Here is a 24,857-nt window from a genome sequence, read left to right on the forward strand (position 1 = left end):
AGCGAACGGCTAGGACGGCCGCGCGGGCGGGGGTGCCGTACCCGGCCGGAACACCTCCATCAGGGCGTGCAGCCGGGGCGAGGCGGCCAGCTCCTCCAGTCCCACGGGCCGGCCCTCGGCGTCCGCGACGGGCAGCCGCCAGTTGGGGTACTGGTCCCAGGTGCCCGGCAGATTCTGCGGTCTGCGGTCGCCCACCGCGTCCGGCAGCCAGACCCCGACCAGCCGCGCCGGGGTGCGCAGCAGGAAGCGGTAGACCGCGCGGATACGCTCCTCCTCGTCGTCGCCGGACAGCAGCCCCAGACAGGTGAGCCGGCCGAGCCACTCCGCGACCTCCGTCTGTGCCTCGGAGCGCTCGCGCTCCAGCGGTCCCGTGAGCAGACCGAGCCGGTGGCGCAGCTCCACATGCTCACCGGTGAGGCGGGCCGCGGTGGACGGCAGGTCATGGGTCGTGGCGGTGGCCAGACATCCCGCGCGCCAGCGGTCCGGCGGCAGCGGCCCGCCCTCACCGTCCCAGTCGCGCTCGAACCAGAGCACCGAGGTGCCGAACACCCCGCGCCGCTCCAGCGCCTCCCGTACGCCCGGCTCGACCGTGCCCAGGTCCTCGCCCATGACGGCTGCGCCCGCGCGGTGCGCCTCCAGGGCGAGAATCGCGAGCATCGCCTCGGCGTCGTACCGGACATACGTTCCCCGGGTGGGGTCCAGGCCCTCCGGCACCCACCAGAGCCGGAACAGGCCCATCACATGGTCGATCCGCAGCGCCCCGGCGTGCCGCAGCAGGCCCTGGAGCAGGCTGCGGTACGGGGCGTAGCCCGACGCGGCCAGCACATCGGGGCGCCAGGGCGGCAGCCCCCAGTCCTGGCCGCGCGGATTGAAGGCGTCGGGCGGGGCGCCCACGGACATGCCGGCGGCGAAGACGTCCTGCTGGGCCCAGGCGTCGGCGCCGTCGGGGTGGACGCCGACGGCGAGGTCGTGCACGATCCCGACGCCCATGCCCGCGTCCCTGGCCGCCCGGCCGGCCGCGGCGAGCTGTTCGTCGGTCAGCCAGGCCAGCCGGCAGTGGAAGTCGACCCGGTCCAGGAGCTGCCGCCGGGCCGCGGCCGTCTCGGCGGAGCGCGGATCGCGCAGCGCGGCCGGCCAGGAGCGCCAGTGCGGGCCGTGCACCTCGGCCAGCGCGTTCCAGGTGGCGTGGTCCTCCAGGGCCCGGCCGCGCTCGGCCAGGAAGTCGCAGTACTCGGCGCGGCGGCCGGGGCCGAGCGGGACGGTGGCCAGGATCTCCAGAGCGGTCCGCTTGAGCGCCCATACGGCGTCCCGGTCGATCAGCCCGCCCTTGCCCGGGGCCGGGTCCAGCACGGCCTCGCGCAGCGCGGCGGCCCGCTCGGCGAGCCCGTCGAGCCGCGCGCGGTCCTCGCCGTGGACATACGCGTACTCCGGGACGGCCTCGATCCGCAGATGCACCGGGTCGGGGAACCGGCGCGAGGAGGGGCGGTAGGGCGAGGGGTCGGCCGGCACCTCGGGCACCCCGGCGTGCAGGGGGTTGATCTGCACGAACCCGGCGCCGAGGGCCCGCCCCGACCAGGCGGCCAGCTCGGCGAGATCACCGAGGTCGCCCATGCCCCAGGAGCGCCGGGAGAGCAGGGAGTAGAGCTGCACCAGGAAGCCGTAGGCGCGGGCGGCGGGCTCCGGCACCCGGTCGGGGGCGACGACGAGCGCGGCCCGGTCCTCGCGCCGTGAACGGCCCCCGGCGGCGGGGGCGCGGACGGTCAGCCGGTGCACCCCGAGCGGGAGCCGGGCCCAGGCGGCGGCCGCGCCGGGCCCCGCGGGCAGCTCCACCGAATCGCCCTGCTCGGTCTCCACCCGGAGCACCGAGCCGTCCGGCAGAGCGGCGAGGGCGGGCGGCAGCAGGGGCGCGGTGCTCGCGGGCGCGGTGACCGTGTCGTCCTGAGGTGCTTCTGGCGCGCCCCGGGCCGTCCACACCACCAGCGTCGGCGGCAGGAGACGGCGCGCGGCGGCGGACTCGGCGCGCCTCAGCGCCTTGTCCACCGCCGCCGGGCTGGAGGCGTCGACACCCAGCGCGGCCAGCACCAGCACAACGGTCGAGTCGGGGACCGGGACACTGACGCCCGGCGACGGTGCGTACGAGGTGGCGACACCATGCAGTTCCGCGAGTCCGGCCAGGCTCATACGCACTCCAGGGGGTCAGACTCCGGGGGACTCCGTGCCGCCGGCCGTCCCGGGCGCGGTCGGCTCGCTGGTCAGCGGAGCGGTGTCGGCGAGCGGGGGCTCGCTGGTGAGCGGGGCTGCGTCGGCGAGCGGCGGCTCGCTGGTCAGGGGGGTCGGGTCCGTCTGTTTGGAAGGTGCGGTCGGCAGAAGCTGTGCGGATGCGGCCATGGCGGCGCCTCCAGTGGACAGGGAAACAGGACAGGACACAGCAGCCCTACCCAGCGGGCGGAGCCGCAGACGCTTACGGCCCGTAAACGTGTGCCGAGTCACGATCCGTTCCCTGTGCGGCAGTTGAACGTCCTGCCTATCACAAACCGGCAATCGCGACACAACGGCCACGCGCATTGACACCCTCACCGCGGGGGTGGTGGGCTCGTTGCCGCGTGGGCGGGACCAGGTCCTGCCCGGCCGGGCAGGACCTAGAGGCACGAGGGAGCAGAACATGCGGCTCGGGCAGCGAAAGGGCACCGCGACCGCCGTCGCGGTCGCCGTGATCGGGGGTCTCCTCGGCACCGCGCCGAGCGCGCTGGCCGCCCCTCCTGAGCCGGGCTCCCCCTCGGCGACCACGCCCGAGCGCGAGGGCGCGGGGCAAGTGCCCTCGGTCTGGCCCCGGCCGCAGACGATCCGGGCGGCCGGCCGGACGGTGCCTCTCGGCGCCGATGTGACCGTCGTGGCGGGCGCGGACGCCGATGCCCATGCCGTGGACGCGCTGGCGGAGATCCTGCGCGGGGCGGGTGTCCGTACCGTACGCACCGCGTCCTCCGCTCCTGCCACCGGACCGCTGGTCCTCGCGGGCGGGGCCGGTGCGCGCGAGGCGCTGCGGGCGCTGCGCGCGCCCGACAGCGCCGATCTGCCCGCCGGGGGCTACCGGATAGCGGTGGGGACCGTGGCCGGCCGGGACACCGTCGCCCTGGACGGGGTCGACGGCGACGGCCTGTTCTACGCCGCGCAGACCCTGCGCCAGCTCGTCGTCGAGCGGTCCGGCCGGCCCGCCGTCCAGGGCGTGGTCGTACGGGACTGGCCGGGCACGGCCGTACGGGGGACGGCGGAGGGGTTCTACGGCCAGCCCTGGGACCATCAGCAACGTCTCTCCCAGCTCGACTTCATTGGCCGTACGAAGCAGAACCGGTACCTCTACGCGCCCGGCGACGACCCGTACCGCCAGGCACGCTGGCGCGAGCCGTACCCCGCGGCGCAGCGCACGGAGTTCCGCGAGCTGGCCGAGCGCGCCCGCCGCAACCATGTGACGCTCGCCTGGGCCGTGGCCCCCGCGCAGGCCATGTGCATGACGTCGCGGAAGGATCTGAGGGATCTCACCCGCAAGATCGACGCGATGTGGGCGCTCGGGGTGCGCGCGGTCCAGCTCCAGTTCCAGGACGTCAGTTATACGGAGTGGCACTGCGGCGAGGACGCGGACACCTTCGGCTCGGGGCCCCGGGCCGCCGCGGCGGCGCAGGCCCGGGTGGCGAACGCGGTCGCGCGCCATCTCGCGGAGCGCCATCCCGGCGCCGAGCCGCTGACGGTGATGCCGACGGAGTACTACCAGGACGGCACGACGGACTACCGCGAGGCGCTCGCGGACGCGCTCGACACGCGCGTACAGGTGGCGTGGACGGGGGTCGGGGTCGTACCGCGCACGATCACGGGGCAGGAACTGGCGGGCGCACGCGCCGCGTTCAGACGTCCGCTGGTCACCATGGACAACTATCCGGTCAACGACTACGAGCAGGACCGTATCTTCCTCGGTCCGTACACCGGCCGTGAACCGGCCGTCGCGACCGGCTCGGCCGCGCTGCTGGCCAACGCGATGGAGCAGGCGTCGGCGTCCCGTATCCCGCTGTTCACGGCGGCGGACTACGCCTGGAATCCCCGGGGTTACGACCCGCAGGAGTCCTGGCGGGCCGCGCTGGACGATCTCGCGGGCGGAGACGTCAAGGCCCGTGAGGCGCTGGCCGTCCTGGCGGGCAACGACGCGTCGTCGATCCTCGGTTCGGCGGAGTCCGCGTATCTCAAGCCGCTGCTCAAGGACTTCTGGGACTCCCGTACGACCGCGGACCGCGGGACCAGAACCAGCGCCGCGAGCGCTCTGCGGGCCGCCTTCACGGTGATGCGCGAGGCGCCGGAGCGGCTCGCGGGGATCGCGGACGGGCGGCTCGACGACGAGGTACGGCCCTGGCTCGACCAGCTCGCGCGGTACGGCGCGGCGGGCGAGCTGGCGATCGACATGCTCCTGGCGCAGGACCGCGGCGACGGGGCGGCGGCCTGGCAGGCGTCCCTCGACCTGGAGCCGCTGCGCGAGGCGGCGCGTACGAGCCGGGCGACGGTCGGCGAGGGCGTGCTCGGGCCGTTCCTCGACCGGGCGGTCGAGGAGTCCTCGGCGTGGACGGGCGCGGACCGCGCGACGGACCGGGACGCCGGGAAGGTCACGCAGGACGCGCGCTCGTACACCGTCGACCTGGGCGGTGCCAGGCCGGTCGAGGCGGTGAACACCATGTCCGAGCCGGGTACGGGGGTGGGCGCGACCGTCGAGGCGCATGTGCCGGGCCAGGGCTGGCGCGCGCTGGGTCCGCTGTCGACGAGCGGCTGGACGCAGTCGGACGCGAAGGGGCTGCGGATCGACGCAGTACGGATCGTCTCGCCGGGCGCGGGTCCGGGCGTCGCGGGCCCGGGCGCGCCGGCGCCTTCCGTACGGCATGTCGTCCCCTGGTTCGCCGACGAGCCGCGGGCCCGGCTGGACCTCGTCGACGGCGAGGCGGACGCGCAGATCGGCGGGAAGCCCCAGAAGGTCGAGGCGCTGCTCGCCGCGCAGCGGCCGGGCGAGGTACGGGGCGCGCTGACGGCGAAGGCGCCGTCGGGGATCCGGGTGACGGTGCCGAAGACGACGACGCTGCCGCGGGGTGCCCGTACGAATGTGCCGGTCGAGGTCAGCGTGCCCGAGGGGACGCCGGCCGGTACCTATGAGGTACCGCTCGCCTTCGCGGGCGAGGAGCGCACGCTGACGGTCCGCGCCTCGCCGCGGACGGGCGGCCCGGATCTGGCCCGTACGGCGACGGCGACCTCGTCCGCCGACGAGACCCCGGACTTCCCGGCCTCCGCGGCGCTCGACGGCGACCCGGCCACGCGGTGGTCGTCCCCGGCGGAGGACGGCGCGTGGTGGCAGCTGGAGCTCCCGCAGGCCGCCCGTCTCGGCCAGGTCGTCCTCCACTGGCAGGACGCCTACGCCACCCGCTACCGCATCCAGGTCTCCGCCGACGGCCGCACCTGGCGCACGGCGGCGACGGTGAACGCGGGCCGGGGCGGCCGGGAGGCGATCGGCATGGACGCGAGGGAGACCCGCTTCGTCCGCATCCAGGGCGACGAGCGCGCGACGGAATTCGGCTACTCGCTGTACACGGTAGAGGCGTATGCGGTGGCCGACTGACCCCGCGTGTCCTCAATCGCCGGACGGGCTGGATTTTCCGGCGCCGAGTGCGCACATCAAGCCCGTCCGGCGATTGAGGACACAGCACAGCAAGCCCGTCCGGCGATCGAGGACACCGTGTCCCGGGACGACAAAGGCCCGGATCTTAGGCTGAAATGCCGTCGATCCGAGCCATCGCGTCCTCCGCGCCATACGGTTGCAAGTACGGCAACCACCGCGGATCCCGGTGACCGGTCCCGATGATCCGCCATGCCAGGCCCGATGGCGGGGCAGGTTGTTGGTGGAGTCTCCAGCCCAGCTCCCGCAGGTGCCGGTCCGCCTTGACGTGGTTGCAGCGGCGGCAGGCCGCCACCACGTTGTCCCACACGTGCTGTCCGCCACGGCTGCGCGGAATGACGTGGTCGACGCTGGTTGCGACACCACCGCAGTACATACAGCGACCGCCGTCGCGGGCGAAGAGCGCACGGCGTGTCAGTGGAACGGGCCCCCGGTAAGGGACCCGTACGAACCGCTTCAGCCGTACGACGCTGGGTGCTGGGATGACTCGGGTCTCACTGTGCATGAAGGCGCCGGATTCCTCGAGGCAGAGGGCCTTGTTCTCCAGGACGAGGACGAGCGCGCGGCGGAGCGGTACGACGCCGAGCGGCTCGTACGACGCGTTGAGGACCAGGACATGCGGCACGGATGCCTCCTATAACGCCGGCGGCGCGTGGCTCGCGCCGGGACGATCTGCTCTCAGTCTCTCCTCATGCCAGGTGGAAACGCCACCACGTGCAGGTAACGGGCTCGAAGTGTTTTCGACCACACCGACCTCTCCCCGCGCGTCCGGCGCGCCGCGCGACACGCCCGCGACCTGCGTGAGCCGTGTCTCTCCGCCCGTCGGGGCACGGGCCCGGCCGCACTGCCCCGTTAGTGTGGTGGGACCGCCCGCGATACCTGGAGGTCCTGTCGTGTCCTGGTCCGCCCTGCCGGCCGCCGGCCCCTCGTCGTCCGACCCCGTCACCCTCGACGAAGCGGCGGCCCGGGCGACGGACGCGGCGAGCTGGGTGGAGGAGAACTGGTCGACGTGGCTGAGCATCGGACTGCGGATCGTGCTGATCCTGGTGATCGCGCTGGTGCTGCGCCATGCGATCCGGCGGGCGCTGACCAAGCTCATAGACCGGATGAACCGCAGCGTCCAGTCGGTCGAGGGCACCGCCCTGGGCGGGCTGCTGGTCAACGCGGAACGGCGCCGTCAGCGCTCCGAGGCGATCGGTTCGGTGCTGCGCTCGGTGACCTCGTTCCTGATCCTGGGCACGGCCGCCCTGATGATGCTGGGCGCGCTGAACATCAATCTCGCCCCGCTGCTGGCCTCCGCGGGCGTCGCGGGCGTCGCGCTGGGCTTCGGCGCGCGCAATCTCGTCACCGACTTCCTGTCCGGGGTCTTCATGATCCTGGAGGACCAGTACGGCGTCGGCGACACCATCGACGCCGGGGTGGCCTCCGGTGAGGTGATCGAGGTCGGGCTGCGGGTGACGAAGCTGCGCGGCGACAACGGCGAGATCTGGTACGTACGCAACGGCGAGGTCAAGCGGATCGGCAATCTGAGCCAGGGCTGGGCGACCGCGGGCGTGGATGTGATGGTCCGGCCGTCGGAGGACCTGGACCGGGTACGGGCGGTGCTGGGTCGGGTCACCGAGAAGATGGCCAAGGACGAGGTGTGGGGCGAGCGGCTCTGGGGCCCGGTGGAGATCCTGGGTCTTGACTCGGTGCTGCTGGACTCGATGACCGTACGGCTCTCGGCGAAGACGATGCCCGGCCAGTCGCTGGCCGTGGAGCGGGAGCTGCGCTGGCGGATCAAGCGGGCCTTCGACGAGGCGGGCATCCGGATCGTCGGCGGTCTGCCGCCGGTCGTGGAGCAGGCGCCCGCGCCGGATCCGGCGGCCGGGGTGTCCGCGCCCTCCGCGCTGGCCAGCCCGACCTCGCCGCAGTCGCAGGCGGCCTCGCCCCTCAACCCCTCGCCGGCGAATCTGCCCGGCCCCTCGCCGTCGCCGTCGAATCTGTCCAAATAGCCCCGTGTCCCCGAGGTAACGCTTTGGTTGCCTCGGGGGTGTGATCCGCCGGAGAGTATTGACGCCTTCCTGACGTCCGGCTTACGTTCCTCGCACCCCAATAGGAAACTTTCCTAACAGTGTGGGGCGGCGAGCGGCGAAAGGCAGGTGTCCAGTCCATGACCGATGTGACCGGGCCACCCACTCCGTCACCGGGGACGCCACGCGTGCTGCGGGCCATGAACGACCGGGCCGCGCTCGATCTGCTGCTGGCCCACGGGCCGCTCTCCCGTACCCGGATAGGCAAGCTGACCGGCCTGTCGAAGCCGACCGCCTCGCAGCTCCTGGCCCGGCTCGAAGCCGCCGGACTGGTCGTCGCCACCGGGACCACCGAGGGCCGGCCAGGACCCAACGCCCAGTTGTACGCGGTCAACGCGCGCGCCGCGTTCGCCGCCGGGCTCGATGTGAACCCGCAGCGGATCCTCGCCGCCGTCGCCGACATCACCGGCGCCACCGTCGGGGAGTTCGAGCTGCCGACGCCCGGCCGCCGCGCCGAGAGCGGCCGCCGCGCCGGCAGTGTCGTACAGCAGGTCACGGACGCGCTGGAGGGGGCGGTCAAGGCCGCCGGACTGGCGCGCGGGGACGTGCAGCGGGTGGTGATCGGCACGCCGGGCGCCTTCGACCCGTCGACCGGCCGGCTGCGGTACGCGTCCCATCTGCCCGGCTGGCACTCCCCCGCCCTGCTCGACGAGCTGGCGGCGGTCCTGCCGATGCCCGTCGAGTACGAGAACGACGTGAACCTCGCGGCGGTCGCCGAGCAGCGCCTCGGCGCGGCCCGCGGCCACGACGACTTCGTCCTGCTGTGGAACGAGGACGGCCTCGGCGCCGCCCTGGTCATCGGCGGCCGGCTGCACCGCGGCTTCACCGGCGGCGCCGGCGAGGTCGGCTTCCTGCCGGTCCCGGGCACTCCGCTGGTACGCCAGGTGGTCAGGGCGAACAGCGGCGGCTTCCAGGAGCTGGCGGGCGCGCAGTCCGTACCGCGGCTGGCCAGGACCCTGGGCATCGACACCCCGGAGCAGCCGTACGCCGAGGTCGCCGCCGGGCTGCTGGCGCGCGCCGCGGCCGGGCACGGCGAGGACGAGCGGCTGGCCGGTCTGCTGCGGCAGTTCGCCCAGCGGCTCGCCACCGGTCTCGCCTCCGTCGCCGCCGTGCTCGACCCCGAACTGATCGTCCTCGCGGGCGGGGTGACCGCCGCGGGCGGCGAACCGCTGCGCGCGCTCGTGCAGGCGGAGCTGGCCGAGCTGGCCGCGTCCCGCCCCCGGCTCCTCATCGGCGAGGTCCAGCGCCATCCCGTCCTGCGCGGCGCGTTGGAGAGCGCCCTCGCGGCCACCCGCGACGAGGTCTTCGACACCTCGCGCTGACCCGCGTCCGTACGCCCGTACCTCACCCCACAGGCCCCGCACCCCTCGTACACCGCGCGACACCTCCACCCCCAGACCCCGCACAGCCCGTACCCGTACCCCGTACAGCCGCATACCCCCCGTACAGCCGCATAGCTCAGATCCCCGACACCTCTTCCGGGAGTACCGCCATGCTCAGAAACTGCCGTCTCACCGTCTCCGCCGTGGCGGTCGCCGCGATATCCGTGGTGGCCACCGCCTGTACCGGCCAGTCGGGCTCCGCCGCGTCCGACGATCCGAACGCCAGGACGACCATCACCTTCTGGCACGGCTGGAGCGCGCCGGCCGAGGTGAAGGCGATCCAGGACAACATCGACCGGTTCGAGGACGCCCATCCGAACATCACGGTGAACGTCGTCGGCAACATCAATGACGACAAGCTCAACCAGGCGCTGCGCGCGGGCGGTTCGAAGGGCCCGGACGTGGTGTCCTCCTTCACCACCTCCAACGTCGGCAAGTTCTGCTCGTCGGGCGCCTTCGCCGATCTGACGCCGTTCATCGAGAAGTCGAAGCTCGATCTGGAGAAGACGTTCCCGAAGGTGCTGCTGGAGTACACCCAGTTCGAGGGCAAGCGGTGTGCGCTGCCGCTGCTGAGCGACGCGTACGGGCTGTACTACAACAAGGACGCCTTCAAGAAGGCCGGTATCGCCGCCCCGCCGAGGACGATGTCGGAGCTGGCCGAGGACGCCAAGAAGCTGACCGTCTCCAAGGGCGACAGCTATGAGCAGGTGGGCTTCATGCCGACCTACCACGGCTACGAGACGGTCGTCGACCACTACATGTCGAGCTGGGACCACGCGTACTTCGACAAGGACGGCAAGTCCAACATCGCCAAGGACCCGGCCTTCGCGAAGATGTTCACCTTCCAGAAGAAGCTCGTCGACGACCTCGGCGGCTACCAGAAGCTGGAGAAGTTCCGCAGCACCTTCGGTGACGAGTGGGGCGCCAAGCACCCGTTCCAGACCGGCCAGGTCGCGATGCAGCTCGACGGCGAGTGGCGGCTCGGCATGGCGGAGGACGCCAAGGTCCCGTTCGAGATCGGGGTCGCGCCGATGCCGGTCGCGGACGACGAGGCGGACAGCTACGGCAAGGGCTTCCTGTCCGGCACAATCATGGGCATCGCTCCGCAGAGCACGAAGCAGAACGCGGCCTGGGAGCTGGTGAAGTACATGACCACCGACACTCAGGCGGTCGTCCAGTTCGCCAACGGCATCCGCAACGTGCCGTCGACGCTGGCCGCGCTCAAGTCCCCGGACCTGAAGTTCGACCCGCGCTTCAAGACCTTCCTCGACATCGCACAGCACCCTCAGTCCAGCACCCCGCCCGCCGCGGTCAACGGCGCGGCCTATCAGCAGACGCTCCAGGACTTCGGGTACCAGTACGAGCAGGGCAAGGTGAAGGATCTCCAGGCGGGTCTTGAGCAGACCGCCCAGCAGATCGACCGTGACATCGAGCAGGCCGGCTGACGGGCCCGGCGGTCACCGATGTCCACCCACGCTCCCACGCTCCGTTCGAAGCACCGCAGGTCGGCGCTGCGTACGGCGGCGTTCATGTCGCCCTGGTTGATCGGCTTCACCGTCTTCTTCGCGTATCCGCTGATCTCGACCGTCTACTTCTCCTTCATGAAGTACGACGGCTTCAACCCGCCGGTCTGGAAGGGCCTCGGGAACTGGTCGTACGTCTTCACCGACTACCCGATGTTCTGGCCGTCGCTGCGCAACACGCTCTGGCTCGTGGTGATCATGGTGGCCTGCCGGGTGGTCTTCGGGCTCGGTATCGGCATGCTGATCACCAAGATCAAGACGGGTACGGGGATCTTCCGCACCCTCTTCTATCTGCCGTACCTGGCGCCGCCGGTCGCCGCGACCCTCGCCTTTGTCTTTCTGCTCAACCCGGGCACAGGGCCGGTCAACACCATCCTCGGCGATCTGGGGCTGCCCACCCCCGGCTGGTTCAACGACCCCGCCTGGTCCAAGCCGGCCCTCACCCTGCTGGCCGTCTGGGGCATCGGCGACCTGATGGTGATCTTCATGGCCGCGCTGCTGGACGTACCGAAGGAGCAGTACGAGGCGGCGGAGCTGGACGGCGCGTCGGCCTGGCAGCGGTTCCGGTTCGTGACCCTGCCGAACATCTCGCCCATCGTGATGTTCGCCGTGGTCACCGGGGTGATCTCGGCGATGCAGTACTACGCGCAGCCGCTGGTCGCGGGCAAGGTCGCCTCCGGCATCATCGGCGGCTCCGGCCAGCAGTTCGAGCCCGGCTATCCGGACAAGTCCACGCTGACCCTGCCCCAGTTGGTCTACAACCTGGGTTTCCAGCGCTTCGACTACGGATCGGCCTGTGTGGTCGCGCTGGTCCTGTTCGTGCTGGCCATGGCCTTCACGGCACTGCTGATGCGGCGGCGCGGCGGACTGATCGGAGCGGGTGACTGATGGCCTCCGTACCCGTACTCGACGGCCGTCCCGGCACCGGCACCGCGCCGGAGTCCGCCCGGGACCGTACCCCCGCCGCCAGGACCGCGCGCCGCAGGGCGCTGCTGCACTGGATCGGCGTGCACTCCCTGGGGATCGCGGCGGCCCTCTTCTTCGTGCTGCCGTTCGTCTTCCTCTTCCTGACCTCGGTGATGAGCGACCAGCAGGCGCTCACCCGCGATCTCACGCCCGACACCTGGGAGTGGGGCAACTACGCCAAGGTCTTCGACACCCCGGGCTTTCTGACCTGGTGGAAGAACACCCTGCTGTACGCGGGGCTCGGCACGGTGCTCTCCCTGGTCTCCTCGCTGCCGGTGGCGTACGCGCTCGCCAAGTTCCGGTTCCGCGGGCGGCAGTTGTCGCTGATGCTCGTCATCTCGATGATGATGCTGCCGCCCCAGGTGATCATCATCCCGATGTATCTGTTCTGGGCGAAGCAGCTCGATCTCTCGGGCTCGCTCTGGCCGCTGATCATCCCCCTGGCGTTCGGCGACGCGTTCTCCATCTTCCTGCTGCGGCAGTTCCTGCTGACGATCCCCAACGAGTATCTGGACGCCGCGAAGGTCGACGGCTGCGGTGAACTCCGTACCATGATCAAGGTGGTGCTCCCGATGGCCAGGCCGGGGATCGCGGCCGTCGCGCTCTTCCAGTTCTTCTACGCCTGGAACGACTACTTCGGACCGCAGATCTACGCCTCGGAGAACCCGGCCGCCTGGACGCTCAGTTACGGCCTCGAATCCTTCAAGGGCGCGCACCACACCGACTGGAACCTGACCATGGCCGCGACCGTTCTGGTCATGGCCCCTGTGATCCTCGTGTTCTTCTTCGCACAGAAGGCGTTCGTCGAGGGAGTCACACTGACCGGAGTGAAGGGCTGAGAAGAAGTGAAGCTCGCAGTGGTGGGCGGAGGATCCACCTACACACCCGAACTCATCGACGGATTCGCCCGGTTGACGGACATCCTGCCGATCGGGGAACTGGTGCTGATCGACCCCGCGGCCGACCGGCTCGACCTGGTCGGAGGGCTGGCCCGGCGGATCTTCGCCAAGCAGGGCCATCCGGGCCGTATCACCACCACGGCGGACCTGGACGCGGGGGTCGCCGACGCCGACGCGGTGCTGCTCCAGCTCCGCGTCGGCGGGCAGGCCGCGCGGAACGAGGACGAGACCTGGCCGCTGGAGTGCGGCTGCGTGGGCCAGGAGACCACCGGCGCCGGAGGACTCGCCAAGGCGCTGCGCACGGTCCCGGTGGTCCTGGACATCGCCGAGCGGGTCCGCCGTACCAGCCCGGACGCGTGGATCATCGACTTCACCAACCCGGTGGGGATCGTGACAAGGGCGCTGCTCCAGGCCGGTCACAAAGCAGTCGGACTGTGCAATGTGGCGATCGGTTTCCAGCGCCGATTCGCCAAACTGCTGAATGTGGCGCCCTCCGAGGTGTACTTGGAGCATGTCGGGCTCAACCATCTGACCTGGGAGCGCGGCGTGCGCCTCGGCGGACCCGGCGGTACGGACATGCTGCCGGAGCTGCTGGCGGAGCACGGCGACGCGCTGGCGGCCGATCTGCGGCTGCCGCCCGTGCTGCTGGAGCGCCTGGGCGTGGTGCCCTCGTACTATCTGCGCTACTTCTACGCGCACGACGAGGTCGTACGGGAGCTGGGGACGAAGCCGTCACGGGCCGCCGAAGTGGCCGAGATGGAGAAGCAGTTGCTGGCGATGTACGGCGATCCGGCGCTGGACGAGAAGCCGGAGCTGCTGTCCAAGCGGGGCGGCGCCTTCTACTCGGAGGCCGCGGTGGATCTGGCGGCCTCGCTGCTGCGCGGCGGCGGCAGCCCGGTCCAGGTGGTGAACACGTACAACAACGGGACGCTGCCGTTCCTGGCGGACGACGCGGTGATCGAGGTGCAGGCCCGGGTGGGCACCTCGGGCGCGGAGCCGCTGGCGGTGCCCGCGCTGGACCCGCTGTACGCGGGGCTGGTCGCGGATGTCACGGCGTACGAGGACCTCGCCCTGGACGCGGCGCTGCGCGGCGGCCGGGACCGGGTCTTCAAGGCGCTGCTGGCGCACCCCCTGATCGGCCAGTTCGAATACGCCGAGGCGCTGACCGACAAGCTGATCGCGCACAACCGGGAGCATCTCGCGTGGGTGTGAGCGGGGCGGGGAGCAGAGCCGGTACGGCGGCGGGACGCACGGCCGGTACGACGGCGGGGGCGGGGCGCGCGAGCGTCCTGGCCGTCGACGCCGGGAACAGCAAGACCGATGTGGCCGTGATCGGCGCCGACGGCTCGGTGCTGGGCACGGCCCGCGGGGGCGGCTTCCAGCCGCCGGTGGTCGGGATCGAGGCGGCCGTCGACATCCTGGCGGAGGCGGTCGCCGAGGCCGCTTCGGCCGCCGGGCTGCCGGAGCACGGGGTCGCCGAGCATGTGTCGGCGTGTCTGGCCAACGCCGATCTCCCGGTCGAGGAGCGGGAGCTGGCGGAGGCGGTGCAGGCCCGGGGGTGGGGCCGTACGACCGATGTACGGAACGACACCTTCGCGATCCTGCGGGCCGGGCTGCCGAGCGGCGCCGAGCCGCGGGGGGTCGCCGTGGTCTGCGGCGCGGGCATCAACTGCGTGGGCATGCTGCCGGACGGCCGGACGGCCCGATTCCCGGCGATCGGCCGTATATCCGGTGACTGGGGCGGCGGTTCGGGGCTCGCGGAGGAGGCGCTGTGGTTCGCGGCGCGGGCGGAGGACGGCCGCGGGGAACCCACCGAGCTGGTACGGACGCTGCCCGGCCACTTCGGGCTGGCCTCGATGTACGAGCTGATCGAGGCGCTGCACCTGGGGCGTATCCCGTTCGAGCGCCGGCATGAGCTGACGCCGGTGCTGTTCGCGACGAGCGCGGCGGGCGATCCGGTGGCCAGGTCGGTGGTGGACCGGCTGGCCGAGGAGGTCGTCGCGCTGTCGACGGTCGCGCTGGGCAAGCTCGGTCTGCTGGACGAGGAGGTGCCGGTGCTGCTGGGCGGCAGTGTGCTGGCGGCCCGTCATCCCCAGCTCGACCAGGGGATCGCGGAGCTGCTGGCGGCGAAGGCGCCGAAGGCGGTCATCGGGGTAGTGACGGCACCGCCGGTGCTGGGCGCGGGGCTGCTGGGGCTCGACCATGTACGGGCGGACGCGGAGGCGCACGCCCGGCTGGGGGCGTATTACGGTTCGCCGGCGGGGGAGGTCTAAGAGTCCCGGGTGTCCAGGGGTCCAGGGGTTCCGGGATTCCGGGATTCCGGGATTCCGGGTGGGGCGAGAGGGGCGGTTCACTCGAACGCGTACGAACTCCCCTGAACGGGAACCGCCCACGGGTCCCGGGCGTATTCACGGTGGGGAGACGGACAGGCCGGGCAGGGCAGGGCGGCGGGACCGGACAGCCAGGAGCGGGGGCGGATCCGCACAAGATCCAGTCAAGCCAGGTGTGGTTGTCGGTCCCTGCGTCCATACTGGCGGCCGGGAGGTGTCCCCCGCCCCGCCGGGGGCAAGCCGTCATCGTCGGGACCAAGGGGGAGGTCACATGACAAATCTGCCGCATGCGCGCAGCGCGCCGCCGCCGGCTCCGGCGCATGCGCCCGTGCCGCCGCCTCCGCCCGTGCCTCCACCGATGCCGCCCGCCCGGCACAGCGCCTGGGCCGAGACCGCGGAGCGGCTGCGTACCGCGGCGACGACCGAGCCGGGCCGGCTGCGCATCATCGGTGCCGCCCTGGCGCTGCTGGTGGTGGCGTTCGGAGCGGTCACGGCGTGGGAGGCCTCCGCCCGGTTCGCCTCCGCCGACGATGTGGTGAGCCGCAGTCAGCCGCTCAGCGCGGACGCGGCGAATCTCTACCGCTTGCTGGCCGACGCCGACACCGCCGCATCCACCGGTTTTCTGGCGGGCGCCCAGGAATCGCCCGAGGTGCGGCAGCGGTATCAGCAGGACATAGAGACCGCGTCCAGGCTGCTGGTCAAGGCGGCCACCCATACGGACAGCACCACCGAGTCCGGCCGGAACATAGCCGCGCTCAACGCGGGACTGCCGCGCTACACCGGCCTGATAGAGCAGGCCCGCGCCAACAACCGCCAGGGCTTCCCGCTGGGCGGCGCGTATCTCCGGTACGCGAACCAGCAGATGACCAATGAGCTGCTCCCGGTCGCCGAGAAGCTGTACGAGGCGGAGACGCGGCGGCTCGTTCAGGACAACGACGACGCGCGGCTCTGGCCGTATGTCTCACTGGCGCTGGGCGTGCTGGCCTTCGGCGGTCTCTTCTGGGCCCAGCGCCGCGCCTATCTGCGGACGAACCGGGTGTTCAACCAGGGGCTGCTCGCCGCCACCGCCGCGTCCACGGTGCTGCTGCTCTGGCTGGCCGTCGGCCAGTCCGTCGCGCGCGCCGAGCTGAACAACGCGCAGGCGCACGGCCAGGCGTCGCTCAGCGTCCTGAGCGAAGCACAGATCAACTCGCTCAGGGCCCGGGCGAACGAGAACCTCACCCTGGTCGCCCGCGGCGCCGTCCTCACCCCGGACGGCAAGGACGCCTACGAAGCGGGCTACAGCTCGGGCATGGCCGAGCTGCGCTCCGCACTGGGCGAGGCCAAGAAGCTCGCGGACAACAGCGCGGGCGGCAGACCGGTGGACGAGGCGATCTCCTCCGTCACCCAGTGGAGCGAGCGCCACGCCTCGGCCGGCGCCGCCGACCGGGCCGGTGACTACGAGAGCGCGCTCAAGAAGGTCATCGGGAACGAGGAATCCACGGGCCAGTCGTTCGACCAGGTGGACACGGCCCTGGAGCGGGCACTCGCCCAGGAACAGGACGAGTTCACCCGGTCCGCGTCGGACGGGCGCGGCGCGCTGACCGGACTGGCGGTCGGGGCGGGCGCCCTGGCCCTGGTGGCCGCGGTGGGCGCGGTCCTCGGCATAGGCCGCAGGCTTTCGGAGTACCGGTGAAAGGGGGAGAGATGGATTCCGAGGACTCCATGGAAGGGCTCCGTCCGCCCCGCGGGCCCCGGCGGTCCAGCGGCACCGGTCTGTTCCGCGGACCCCGGCCGTATCTCGCGCTCCGGCTGTCCCGTCGGCTCCGGGGCTGGGGCGGTGTGTCCGCCATGGCCGCGGCCTGTGTGCTGACGGCCTCGCTCACCCTGCTGCCGCTGGCCCATACGGTGGACGAGAACGCAGAGAAGTCCGCGCAGCGGACCGCCACGGCCGTGCCCGCCACCGCCCCGGCCGAGTGCGAGAACCCGGAAGCCAGTCTCCGGCCCTCCGCCGCCGACGGCCCCACCATCGAGCGGATCCGGCAGAAGGGAAAGCTGACCGTCGGGGTCGACCAGAACAGCTACCGCTGGGGCTACCGGAACTCGGCCACCGGCGAACTCGAAGGCTTCGACATCGACCTCGCCCGCGCCATAGCCGAGGACATCCTCGGCGACCGGAACGCGATCATCTTCCGTGCCATCCCGACCAATCTGCGGATCCCGGCACTGCAGAACGGCACAGTGGACCTGGTCGTCAGAACGATGACGGTCAACTGCAACCGGATCCAGCAAGTCGCCTTCTCCACCGCCTACTTCCTGGCGGGTCAGCAGGTCCTCGCCCCCATCGGCTCGCCGGTCACCGGGTACGACGGCTCGCTCTCCGGAAAGCGGGTCTGCACGGCCGAGGGCTCGACGGCATACGAAGAGCTGGGGAAGCAGTCGCACGGCGCGGTGTTCAAGGACAAGACCGTGCCGAATCAGCTCGACTGCCTGGTCAGGCTCCAGTTGGGCGAGGTCGACGCGGTCGTCACGGACAACGCGCTGGCGGCCGGCCAGGCGGCCCAGGACCCCGGGGTCGAGCTGAAGGGCAAGCCGTTCACCACCGAGTACTACGGCGTCGCGGCGAAACTCGGGAATGACGACCTGATACGCAGGGTGAACCAGGTGCTGGTGGGGTATCGCGCCGGAGGGGAGAACAGCCCCTGGATGGCGTCGTACAACAGGTGGCTGCGGACAGATCTGGGGGCGACCGCCGGGCCTCCGGTGCCCCGGTACAAGTAACGGCGGGAACGGGGCCGGCCGGAGACGGCCGGCCGGGAACGGGTACGGAACGGCTCGCGGGCCGGTGCGAGAAGCGGAGAGGTGATCGATGGGCGGCGCGGACTCCTTTCCCGGCTCGACGGGAAGGCCACCGGGACCGGTGATGGACCGGGACGAGGTGGACCGTGCGCTGGCACGCCTGGAGGCGGAGCACGAGGCCATCGAGACCTCGCTGCTCGCCCTCCAGGACCACGCGGGCCGCAGACTCCTCGAAGGCGCCGAGCTGACCGGGGTCACCAAGGAGCGCTGGGCCTCCGCCGAGCAGTCGATCGCCCTGCTGTGGACCTACTTCGACAGCTACACCGCCGCGCTGACCGCCGCCCGGGAGACCCGCGCCAGGCGGCGCTGGCTCAGCCGCGACGATCTGGTGGAGCTGACGGAGACACTGCGCGGGCGCGGGGTCACCGTGGCGGGCGCCCCCGGGCACCAGCTCGCCTCCCTCAACGAACCCGCCAAGCTCTCCGAGCAGTTCACCCTCGCCGAGCTGGTCACTCGGATGAATGAACTGTATGCACGCTCCCTTGACATGGTCGTGGCCGCCGACGCCGTCTGGTCGGCCCTGCCCGCCCGGATCGATCTGCTCTCCGCGGAGTTGCAGCGCACCCGCTCGCTGGCGCACTCCGTCGGCGTACGGCCCGGCGAGCACCCGGCCGGGGACGATCTGGAGTCGATCACCCATGAGCTGAGCACCCTGCGCGCCCAGGTGGTGTCCGATCCGCTGGCCTTCTGGCGCCCCGCGCCCGGCAGTTCGGCCCCGGGGGGCGGCCGTCCCGACACCGAGCGGTACGACAGGGCGGCCCGCGCGCTGGAGGACGTACGGCGGGAGATCGAGGCGGTCCTCGCGGTGCGCAAGGACTCCGAGGAGCGGCTGATGCGGCTGCGGGACGTCCTGTCGCGCGCCGACCGTACGCTCACCGAGGCCAGATCGGCCCGGGGCGAGGTGCTGGCGAAGATCGCGGCGACCGAGGTGCCCGCGGTCAGCGGCCCGCCGACCGTGCTCCAGGAGCGTCTGTCGACCGCCGCCGAGTACCGCAGGCACGCCCAGTGGCACCGGCTCTCGCCGCTCCTCGAATCGCTGGAGCGGGACGCCGAGGACGAACTGCTGCGCGCCCGCGAGTCGCTCACCGCCGTCACCGCGCCGCTTGCGGTCCGCGCCGAGCTGCGCGGCCGGCTCGACGCGTACAAGGCGAAGGTCGCCCGGCACGGCATGGCCGAGGACCCGGTGCTGATGGAGCGGTACGACGCGGCGCGCCGGATGCTGTGGAGCGCGCCCTGCGATCTGCGCGTCGCCGAGCAGGCGGTGCTGCGCTATCAGCAGGCGGCGGCGGACGCCCTGGTCACGCGCGTACAGGAGCCCAGGGACCATGCGGAGATGACAGAAGGGGATCGGGGGGACCGATGAGCGGGACGAGCGGGACGGCCGTATGCCAGCGCCCCGGCTGCGAGGGCTCGTACGAGGACGTCGGCGACGGCGAGCTGTACTGCGACACCTGTGGTCTGGCCCCCGTCGTCGCGCCCGGCGGTGCGCTCTCCTCGCCGCCCACGGGCATCGCGGGCGGCGGCAAGTCCGGCGGAAGCGGCTCCGGGAGCGGCTCGGGAAGCGGGCGTTCGTCGTCCTCCCGGGGCTCGTCGCGGTCCTCGTCCCGTACCTCCTCGCGCTCCTCCACCTCCCGCCGCTCGGTCTCCGGCCGGCTGTCGCGCACGCTGTCCGGGCGGCTGTCGGCCCGCTCGGTGTCGGTGCGCAGCTCGGGCGCGGCCACCTCCGCCTCGGGGCGCAACCGCCTGGGCGCGGGCCTGGTCTCCGTACCGGACGTGCCTCGTCCCGAGCCGCGCTCCGCGGTGATGGAGCGCCCCGAAGTGCCCGAGCGCAAGCGGTTCTGCTCGCGCTCGGACTGCGGCGCGCCGGTCGGCCGGGCGCGCGGCGACCGCCCGGGACGGACGGAGGGGTTCTGCACCAAGTGCGGCCATCCGTACTCCTTCGTACCGAAGCTGCACCCGGGCACGGTGGTGCACGGACAGTACGAGGTCGTGGGCTGTCTGGCGCACGGCGGTCTGGGCTGGGTCTATCTCGCCATCGACCGGGCCGTCTCGGACCGCTGGGTGGTCCTCAAGGGCCTGCTCGACACCGGCGACCAGGACGCGATGGAGGCGGCCATCTCCGAGCGCCGCTTCCTCGCCGAGATCGAGCACTCCAACATCGTCCGTATCTACAACTTCGTGGAGCATCTCGACCAGCGGACCGGCTCCATGGACGGCTACATCGTCATGGAGTACGTCGGCGGCAAGTCGCTCAAGGAGATCGCCAACGAGCGCAGGACCACCGCGGGCAGACGCGATCCGCTGCCGGTCGAGCAGGCCTGCGCGTACGGCATCGACGTGCTGGAGGCGCTCGGCCATCTCCACAGCAGGAACCTGCTGTACTGCGACTTCAAGGTCGACAACGCGATCCAGACCGGGGACCAGCTCAAGCTCATCGACATGGGCGCGGTCCGCCGGATGGACGACGACGAGTCGGCGATCTACGGCACCGTCGGCTATCAGGCCCCCGAAGTCGCCGAGACCGGCCCGTCGGTGGCGTCCGACCTGTATACGGTCGCCCGCACCCTGGCGGTGCTGACCTTCGACTTCCAGGGCTACACGAATGTCTTCGTGGACTCGCTTCCCGATCCGGACCACATCGAGGTGTTCCGGACGTACGAGTCCTTCTACCGGCTGCTGGTACGGGCGACGGACCCCGATCCGGGGCGGCGCTTCGCCTCGGCGCAGGAGATGGCCGAGCAGCTCACGGGGGTGCTGCGGGAGGTCGTCGCGCTCCAGACGGGCCGGCCGCGCCCCGCGCTCTCGACGCTGTTCGGCCCGGAGCTGCGGGTCACGGACACGGAGCTGTTCGCGGAGCTGACGGAGGACGTGTCGCGGCTGGGGGTACGGACGGCACGGCCGGGACGCGGCGGCAGATCCGCGAGACGCACCAAAGCGGCGGGCGCGGGAGCAGCGGGAGCCCCGGGCGCGCCGGTTGCGCGTCCCCTGCCGGGAGCCCCGGGCGCGGGAGTGCCGTACGCCCAGACCCACGCCCAGTTCCCCGTACCGCGTATCGAGGCGCCCCTCGACACCGCCGTCGCGCGCGGCCCCCGGCTGGCGCCGCTCGACGCCGCCGCGACCGCGCTGGCCCTGCCCGTACCGCTCGTCGATCCGAACGATCCGAACGCCGGGTTCCTGGCCGGTCTGCTGGCCTCGGCGCCCGCCGAAGTGATCTCCGCGCTGGCCGCGGCGCCCGCCGAGTCCGTCGAGCGCGGGCTGCGCGAGCTGCGCGCCCGGCTGGAGATGGGCGATCTGGCCACCGCCGCCGAGGCGCTGACCGCGCTGGAGGAGTACCGCCCCGACGACTGGCGGGTCGTCTGGTACCGCGGAATCGCCTCGCTCGCGACCGGCGACCACGAGACGGCCGCGCTCTCCTTCGACGCGGTCTACGACGCGTTCCCCGGCGAGCCCGCGCCCAAGCTGGCGCTGGGCATCTGCGCCGAGGTGCTCGGTCAACTCGACAACGCCGCCGAGTACTACCGCCTGGTGTGGACGACCGACCCGAGCTATGTCAGCGCGGCGTTCGGCCTGGCCCGGGTCCAGCTCGCCTCCGGCGACCGGGCCGGAGCCGTGCGGACCCTGGAGTCCGTGCCCGAGTCGTCGATCCACTACACGGCCGCGCGGGTCGCGGCCGTACGGGCCAGACTGCGGCAGCGCTCCCTCGCCGCGCCCGCCCATGGCCCCGGCGCGGAGGCCCCGCTGATCGACGATCTGACGGCGGCGGCCGAACAGGTGTCCGCGCTGCGGGAGTTCGGTCTGGACGCGGTGCGGCGCGAGCGGCTCTCGGCGGAGGTACTGGGCACGGCACTGGACTGGGTACTCTCCGGTAGTCCCGGGTCCCGTCCCGTACAGGCCGTGCTCCTCGGCAGTGAACTGGACGAGCGCGGCCTGCGTTTCGGACTGGAACGCTCGTACCGGGTGCTCGCCCGGCTCGCTCAGCGCGGCGAGGAGAGGATCGAACTGGTGGAGCGGGCCAACCGTTTCCGCCCTCGGACGTGGGTGTGAATTGATGTCCCAGATGCCTGATTCGGCCGACCTGCCGACCTGCCCAGGCTGCACGGAGCCACTGGAGTCCGGTGACCTGTTCTGCGGAGCCTGCGGGTACGACCTGTCGGTCGTGCCGCCGCGCCCGGCCGACCGCCCCACCCTGGTCATGAACGCCATGGGGCCGTCGGATTCCGGCGCCCGCGCGGGTGGTGTGGAGTGGCCGGCCGCGGCCGGTACGGACGGCTCGGCCGCGCCCGTCCACCGTCCGGAGGAACTGCCGGGCCTGGACTCGGCGGGGGCCCGGCTGCCCGGACCCGGGGGCGACTTCGAGCTGCCGGCGCCCCAGGGGCCGGGAACCGGGAGACCACTGGGCGCCGGGGGTGCCGGGACCGTACCGGCCGATCCGCGCACCGCGGTCCTCGCCGACCCTCCGGGTCCGCCCGGTCCGACAGGTCCGCCTGGTCCGGCCGGTCCGGCCGGTCCTGGGGCTCAGGCCGGTCCCGGGGCTCCCGCGCTGGCCTCTCCCGCCGGTGCCAAGCTCTGTGTCGCCTGCCGCGCCGGCCGTGTCGACACCGACGGCTACTGCGAGAACTGCGGCCACGCCCAGCCGCGCGAGCGCGACCATGTGGAACAGGAGCTGGGCGCGGTCGCCGCCGTCAGCGACCGCGGCCTGCGCCACCACCGCAACGAGGACGCGTTCGCCGTGTCGTCCGCGGCCCTCCCCGACGGCTCGCCCGCCGTGGTCGCGGTCGTCTGCGACGGCGTCTCGTCGGCGACCCGCCCCGACGAGGCCTCGGCCGCCGCCGCCGAATCGGCCAACGAGTCCCTGCTCGGGGCGCTGGAGCGCGGTACGCATCCGCAGCAGGCCATGCACGACGCGATCGTCGTGGCCGCCGAGGCGGTCAACTCCCTTGCCCCGCTGCCCTCCAGCGCCCTGGACGCCGACCCGCACCGCCACCAGAACGCGCCCGCGTGCACGATCGTCGGCGCGGTGGTCGCGAGCGGACTGCTGGTCGTCGGCTGGATCGGCGACAGCAGGGCGTACTGGGTGCCCGACGACCGCCAGGGCCCGCCCGCCCGGCTCACCGAGGACGACTCCTGGGCCGCGCAGATGGTCGCGGCGGGCCTGATGAACGAGGCCGAGGCGTACGCGGACGAACGGGCCCACGCCATCACCGGCTGGCTCGGCGCCGACGCGTACGAACTGGAGCCGCACACCGTGTCGTTCAAACCGGACCGCCCCGGCGTGGTGGTGGTCTGCACGGACGGTCTGTGGAACTACGCGGAGGGCGCCGACGAGATGGCCAGGGCCCTGCCGCCCGACGCCGCCGAACGGCCCCTGCACGCCGCGCGGGTGCTGGTCGGCCACGCGCTGGACGGCGGGGGCCACGACAACGTAACAGTGGCGGTACTGCCGTTCGCCGTACCACCACGAGGGGCAGGATCCGCCTACACCACGGCGTGACCCCGCTCCGCCCGTACGCACGGCGCCGCCCGCCCCTGCCCGTACCACGTGCGATCACCTGTCACCGACCCCCGCCCCCGACCGCTTGTCCCTGCTGTGTGGAGCGTCAAGGAGCCGATACAGATGGCGAACTTCTCCAAATCGACCGTGCCGCGGTTCTCCGTCGACGTGTACCAGAACGCGTATCTGCCCGAGGGCGGGCGCGAGGTCAACGCGATCGTCACGGTCACCTCCACCGGGGGCGGCACAACCGGCGGAGTCCCGCTGACGGCAGGGCCTGTCACCCGCTCCCCGCGCCCGCGGGACGGCCAGGACGCGGCCGTGGTGATCATGGTCGACTGCTCGGGATCGATGGACTACCCGGCGACGAAGATGCGCAACGCGCGCGAGGCCACCGCCGCCGCCGTCGACACCCTGCGCGACGGAGTCGCCTTCGCGATCGTCGGCGGTACGCATGTGGCGAAGGAGATCTTCCCCGGCGACGGCCGGCTCGCGACGGCCGACCCGGGGACCAGGCGCATGGCCAAGGAGGCCCTGCGCGCGATCGGCGCGGGCGGCGGCACGGCGATCGGCACCTGGCTGCGGCTGGCCGACCGGCTGCTGGCCACCGCCGATGTCCCGATCCGGCACGGCATCCTGCTCACCGACGGCCGCAACGAACACGAGTCGGCGGCCGATCTCAAGGCCACACTCGACGCCTGCGCGGGCCGCTTCACCTGTGACGCGCGGGGCGTCGGTACGGACTGGGAGGTGCGGGAGGTCACCGGTATCGCCTCCGCGCTGCTCGGGACCGCCGATATCGTCGCCGACCCGGCGGGCCTGGCCGCGGACTTCAGACAGATGATGGAGAACGCGATGGGCAAGGAGGTCGCGGATGTCGCGCTGCGGCTGTGGACGCCCGTCGGCGCGGAGATCGGTTTCGTCAAGCAGGTGGCGCCCACGGTCGAGGACCTGACCGGCCGGCGCACCGAGGCGGGACCGAGGGCGGGCGACTATCCGACCGGTTCCTGGGGTGACGAATCGCGGGATTACCACGTGTGTGTACGGGTTCCGGAGGCCGGTATCGGCCAGGAGATGCTCGCCGCGCGGGTCTCCCTGATCCTTCCCGCAGTCGGTGACGGCGCCCCCGAAGTGCTGTCGCAGGGGCTGGTACGGGCGGTGTGGACGGATGACATGGCGGCCTCCACCGCCATCAATCCGCAGGTCGCGCACTACACCGGCCAGGCCGAACTGGCCCAGGTCATCCAACAGGGCCTCGACGCCCGCAAATCGGGAGATTTCGATGGCGCGACCGCGAAACTGGGGCGCGCCGTCCAGCTCGCCGCGTCGTCGGGAAACGCCGATACGGCGAAACTCCTTTCGAAGGTGGTGGACGTGGTCGACGCGGCGACGGGTACTGTGCGACTGAAGGCCAAGGTCGCGGACGCCGACGAGATGACACTCGAAACGCGCTCCACCAAGACCGTCCGGGTCAAGAAGTAGCGTCAAGAAGCAGCCTCCTGGCCCGTTCCGGAACAGGCCGGGAACACAGGTCCGGAACAGACAGAAGCAGCCAGAAGCGAACCGGGAACGAGCCGGGACGCAGGCCGCCGACAGGGCCGAGGACCGGTCCACGCGCGGTGACGACGAGTACGCGGCCTCCGGGCCGGACGAGGAGA

The 24,857-nt window shown here is 72.1% G+C and carries 17 protein-coding genes; 14 read left to right on the forward strand and 3 right to left on the reverse strand.

Going from position 1 to position 24,857, the window contains the following annotated elements:
• Window positions 1-9: 9 nt before the first annotated feature.
• Both malQ and ACFU9P_RS17140 read right to left on the reverse strand, forming a co-directional pair.
• A complete protein-coding gene (gene malQ, locus ACFU9P_RS17135; RefSeq protein ID WP_384081318.1) occupies window positions 10-2,181 on the reverse strand; it encodes a 4-alpha-glucanotransferase in 2,172 nt (723 codons plus the stop codon).
• 15 nt (window positions 2,182-2,196) lie between these two features.
• The gene (locus ACFU9P_RS17140; RefSeq protein ID WP_376375799.1) at window positions 2,197-2,457 is read right to left on the reverse strand and encodes a hypothetical protein; all 261 of its coding nucleotides are present in this window, start codon (window positions 2,455-2,457) and stop codon (window positions 2,197-2,199) included.
• Window positions 2,458-2,662: 205 nt separating this feature from the next.
• On the opposite strand from ACFU9P_RS17140, the gene ACFU9P_RS17145 reads away from it, so the two are divergent.
• Window positions 2,663-5,641, forward strand: coding sequence for a beta-N-acetylglucosaminidase domain-containing protein (locus ACFU9P_RS17145; RefSeq protein WP_384081321.1), 2,979 nt, complete (start codon window positions 2,663-2,665; stop codon window positions 5,639-5,641).
• A 145-nt stretch (window positions 5,642-5,786) separates the two neighbouring features.
• On the opposite strand, the gene ACFU9P_RS17150 is transcribed toward ACFU9P_RS17145, so the two are convergent.
• Complete coding sequence (locus ACFU9P_RS17150; protein WP_046504717.1) at window positions 5,787-6,323, reverse strand: HNH endonuclease; 537 nt, start codon at window positions 6,321-6,323, stop codon at window positions 5,787-5,789.
• A gap of 268 nt (window positions 6,324-6,591) precedes the next feature.
• On the opposite strand from ACFU9P_RS17150, the gene ACFU9P_RS17155 reads away from it, so the two are divergent.
• From ACFU9P_RS17155 to ACFU9P_RS17215, 13 genes are all read left to right on the forward strand, one after another.
• Window positions 6,592-7,692, forward strand: a complete 1,101-nt coding sequence (locus tag ACFU9P_RS17155; RefSeq protein WP_384081324.1) for a mechanosensitive ion channel domain-containing protein — start codon at window positions 6,592-6,594, stop codon at window positions 7,690-7,692.
• A 158-nt stretch (window positions 7,693-7,850) separates the two neighbouring features.
• The gene (locus ACFU9P_RS17160; protein ID WP_376375591.1) at window positions 7,851-9,092 is read left to right on the forward strand and encodes an ROK family transcriptional regulator; all 1,242 of its coding nucleotides are present in this window, start codon (window positions 7,851-7,853) and stop codon (window positions 9,090-9,092) included.
• 170 nt (window positions 9,093-9,262) lie between these two features.
• On the forward strand, window positions 9,263-10,597 hold the full coding sequence (locus ACFU9P_RS17165; RefSeq protein ID WP_384081328.1) for an ABC transporter substrate-binding protein: 1,335 nt from the start codon (window positions 9,263-9,265) through the stop codon (window positions 10,595-10,597).
• Window positions 10,598-10,615: 18 nt separating this feature from the next.
• A complete protein-coding gene (locus ACFU9P_RS17170) occupies window positions 10,616-11,563 on the forward strand; it encodes a carbohydrate ABC transporter permease (protein WP_376375585.1) in 948 nt (315 codons plus the stop codon).
• Window positions 11,560-12,480 (forward strand): carbohydrate ABC transporter permease, encoded by a 921-nt coding sequence (locus ACFU9P_RS17175; RefSeq protein WP_384081844.1) that lies wholly within the window; start codon window positions 11,560-11,562, stop codon window positions 12,478-12,480. The genes ACFU9P_RS17170 and ACFU9P_RS17175 overlap by 4 nt, the downstream gene beginning before the upstream one ends.
• 6 nt (window positions 12,481-12,486) lie before the next feature.
• Window positions 12,487-13,752 (forward strand): 6-phospho-beta-glucosidase, encoded by a 1,266-nt coding sequence (locus ACFU9P_RS17180; RefSeq protein ID WP_384081332.1) that lies wholly within the window; start codon window positions 12,487-12,489, stop codon window positions 13,750-13,752.
• Window positions 13,753-13,829: 77 nt separating this feature from the next.
• Window positions 13,830-14,813 carry an N-acetylglucosamine kinase gene (locus ACFU9P_RS17185; protein WP_384081847.1) on the forward strand — a complete coding sequence of 328 codons (984 nt, stop codon included), beginning with the start codon at window positions 13,830-13,832 and terminating at the stop codon, window positions 14,811-14,813.
• A 328-nt stretch (window positions 14,814-15,141) separates the two neighbouring features.
• Entirely contained in the window at window positions 15,142-16,545 is a 1,404-nt protein-coding gene (locus ACFU9P_RS17190; RefSeq protein WP_376375575.1) for a hypothetical protein, read from the forward strand.
• Window positions 16,546-16,556: 11 nt separating this feature from the next.
• Window positions 16,557-17,630: a glutamate ABC transporter substrate-binding protein gene (locus ACFU9P_RS17195; RefSeq protein WP_384081335.1), complete on the forward strand. Its 1,074-nt coding sequence runs from the start codon at window positions 16,557-16,559 to the stop codon at window positions 17,628-17,630.
• Window positions 17,631-17,718: 88 nt separating this feature from the next.
• On the forward strand, window positions 17,719-19,071 hold the full coding sequence (locus tag ACFU9P_RS17200; RefSeq protein WP_384081337.1) for a hypothetical protein: 1,353 nt from the start codon (window positions 17,719-17,721) through the stop codon (window positions 19,069-19,071).
• Entirely contained in the window at window positions 19,068-21,752 is a 2,685-nt protein-coding gene (locus tag ACFU9P_RS17205; protein ID WP_384081340.1) for a tetratricopeptide repeat protein, read from the forward strand. Before ACFU9P_RS17200 ends, ACFU9P_RS17205 begins: the two co-directional genes overlap by 4 nt.
• Window positions 21,753-21,756: 4 nt before the next feature.
• On the forward strand, window positions 21,757-23,199 hold the full coding sequence (locus tag ACFU9P_RS17210; RefSeq protein WP_384081343.1) for a protein phosphatase 2C domain-containing protein: 1,443 nt from the start codon (window positions 21,757-21,759) through the stop codon (window positions 23,197-23,199).
• A 123-nt stretch (window positions 23,200-23,322) separates the two neighbouring features.
• Window positions 23,323-24,681 carry a VWA domain-containing protein gene (locus tag ACFU9P_RS17215; RefSeq protein WP_384081346.1) on the forward strand — a complete coding sequence of 453 codons (1,359 nt, stop codon included), beginning with the start codon at window positions 23,323-23,325 and terminating at the stop codon, window positions 24,679-24,681.
• Window positions 24,682-24,857 lie beyond the last annotated feature (176 nt).

The organism is Streptomyces sp. NPDC057617, assembly GCF_042800555.1.
Classification (GTDB): domain Bacteria; phylum Actinomycetota; class Actinomycetes; order Streptomycetales; family Streptomycetaceae; genus Streptomyces.

Coding starts and splice junctions, on each gene's coding strand:
- ACFU9P_RS17205 (WP_384081340.1), top strand. CDS start 19,068: ATGAGCGGGACGAGCGGGACGGCCGTATGCCAGCGCCCCGGCTGCGAG.
- ACFU9P_RS17200 (WP_384081337.1), top strand. CDS start 17,719: ATGGGCGGCGCGGACTCCTTTCCCGGCTCGACGGGAAGGCCACCGGGA.
- ACFU9P_RS17160 (WP_376375591.1), top strand. CDS start 7,851: ATGACCGATGTGACCGGGCCACCCACTCCGTCACCGGGGACGCCACGC.
- ACFU9P_RS17210 (WP_384081343.1), top strand. CDS start 21,757: ATGTCCCAGATGCCTGATTCGGCCGACCTGCCGACCTGCCCAGGCTGC.
- ACFU9P_RS17145 (WP_384081321.1), top strand. CDS start 2,663: ATGCGGCTCGGGCAGCGAAAGGGCACCGCGACCGCCGTCGCGGTCGCC.
- malQ (WP_384081318.1), bottom strand. CDS start 2,181: ATGAGCCTGGCCGGACTCGCGGAACTGCATGGTGTCGCCACCTCGTAC.
- ACFU9P_RS17195 (WP_384081335.1), top strand. CDS start 16,557: ATGGATTCCGAGGACTCCATGGAAGGGCTCCGTCCGCCCCGCGGGCCC.
- ACFU9P_RS17190 (WP_376375575.1), top strand. CDS start 15,142: ATGACAAATCTGCCGCATGCGCGCAGCGCGCCGCCGCCGGCTCCGGCG.
- ACFU9P_RS17215 (WP_384081346.1), top strand. CDS start 23,323: ATGGCGAACTTCTCCAAATCGACCGTGCCGCGGTTCTCCGTCGACGTG.
- ACFU9P_RS17165 (WP_384081328.1), top strand. CDS start 9,263: ATGCTCAGAAACTGCCGTCTCACCGTCTCCGCCGTGGCGGTCGCCGCG.
- ACFU9P_RS17170 (WP_376375585.1), top strand. CDS start 10,616: ATGTCCACCCACGCTCCCACGCTCCGTTCGAAGCACCGCAGGTCGGCG.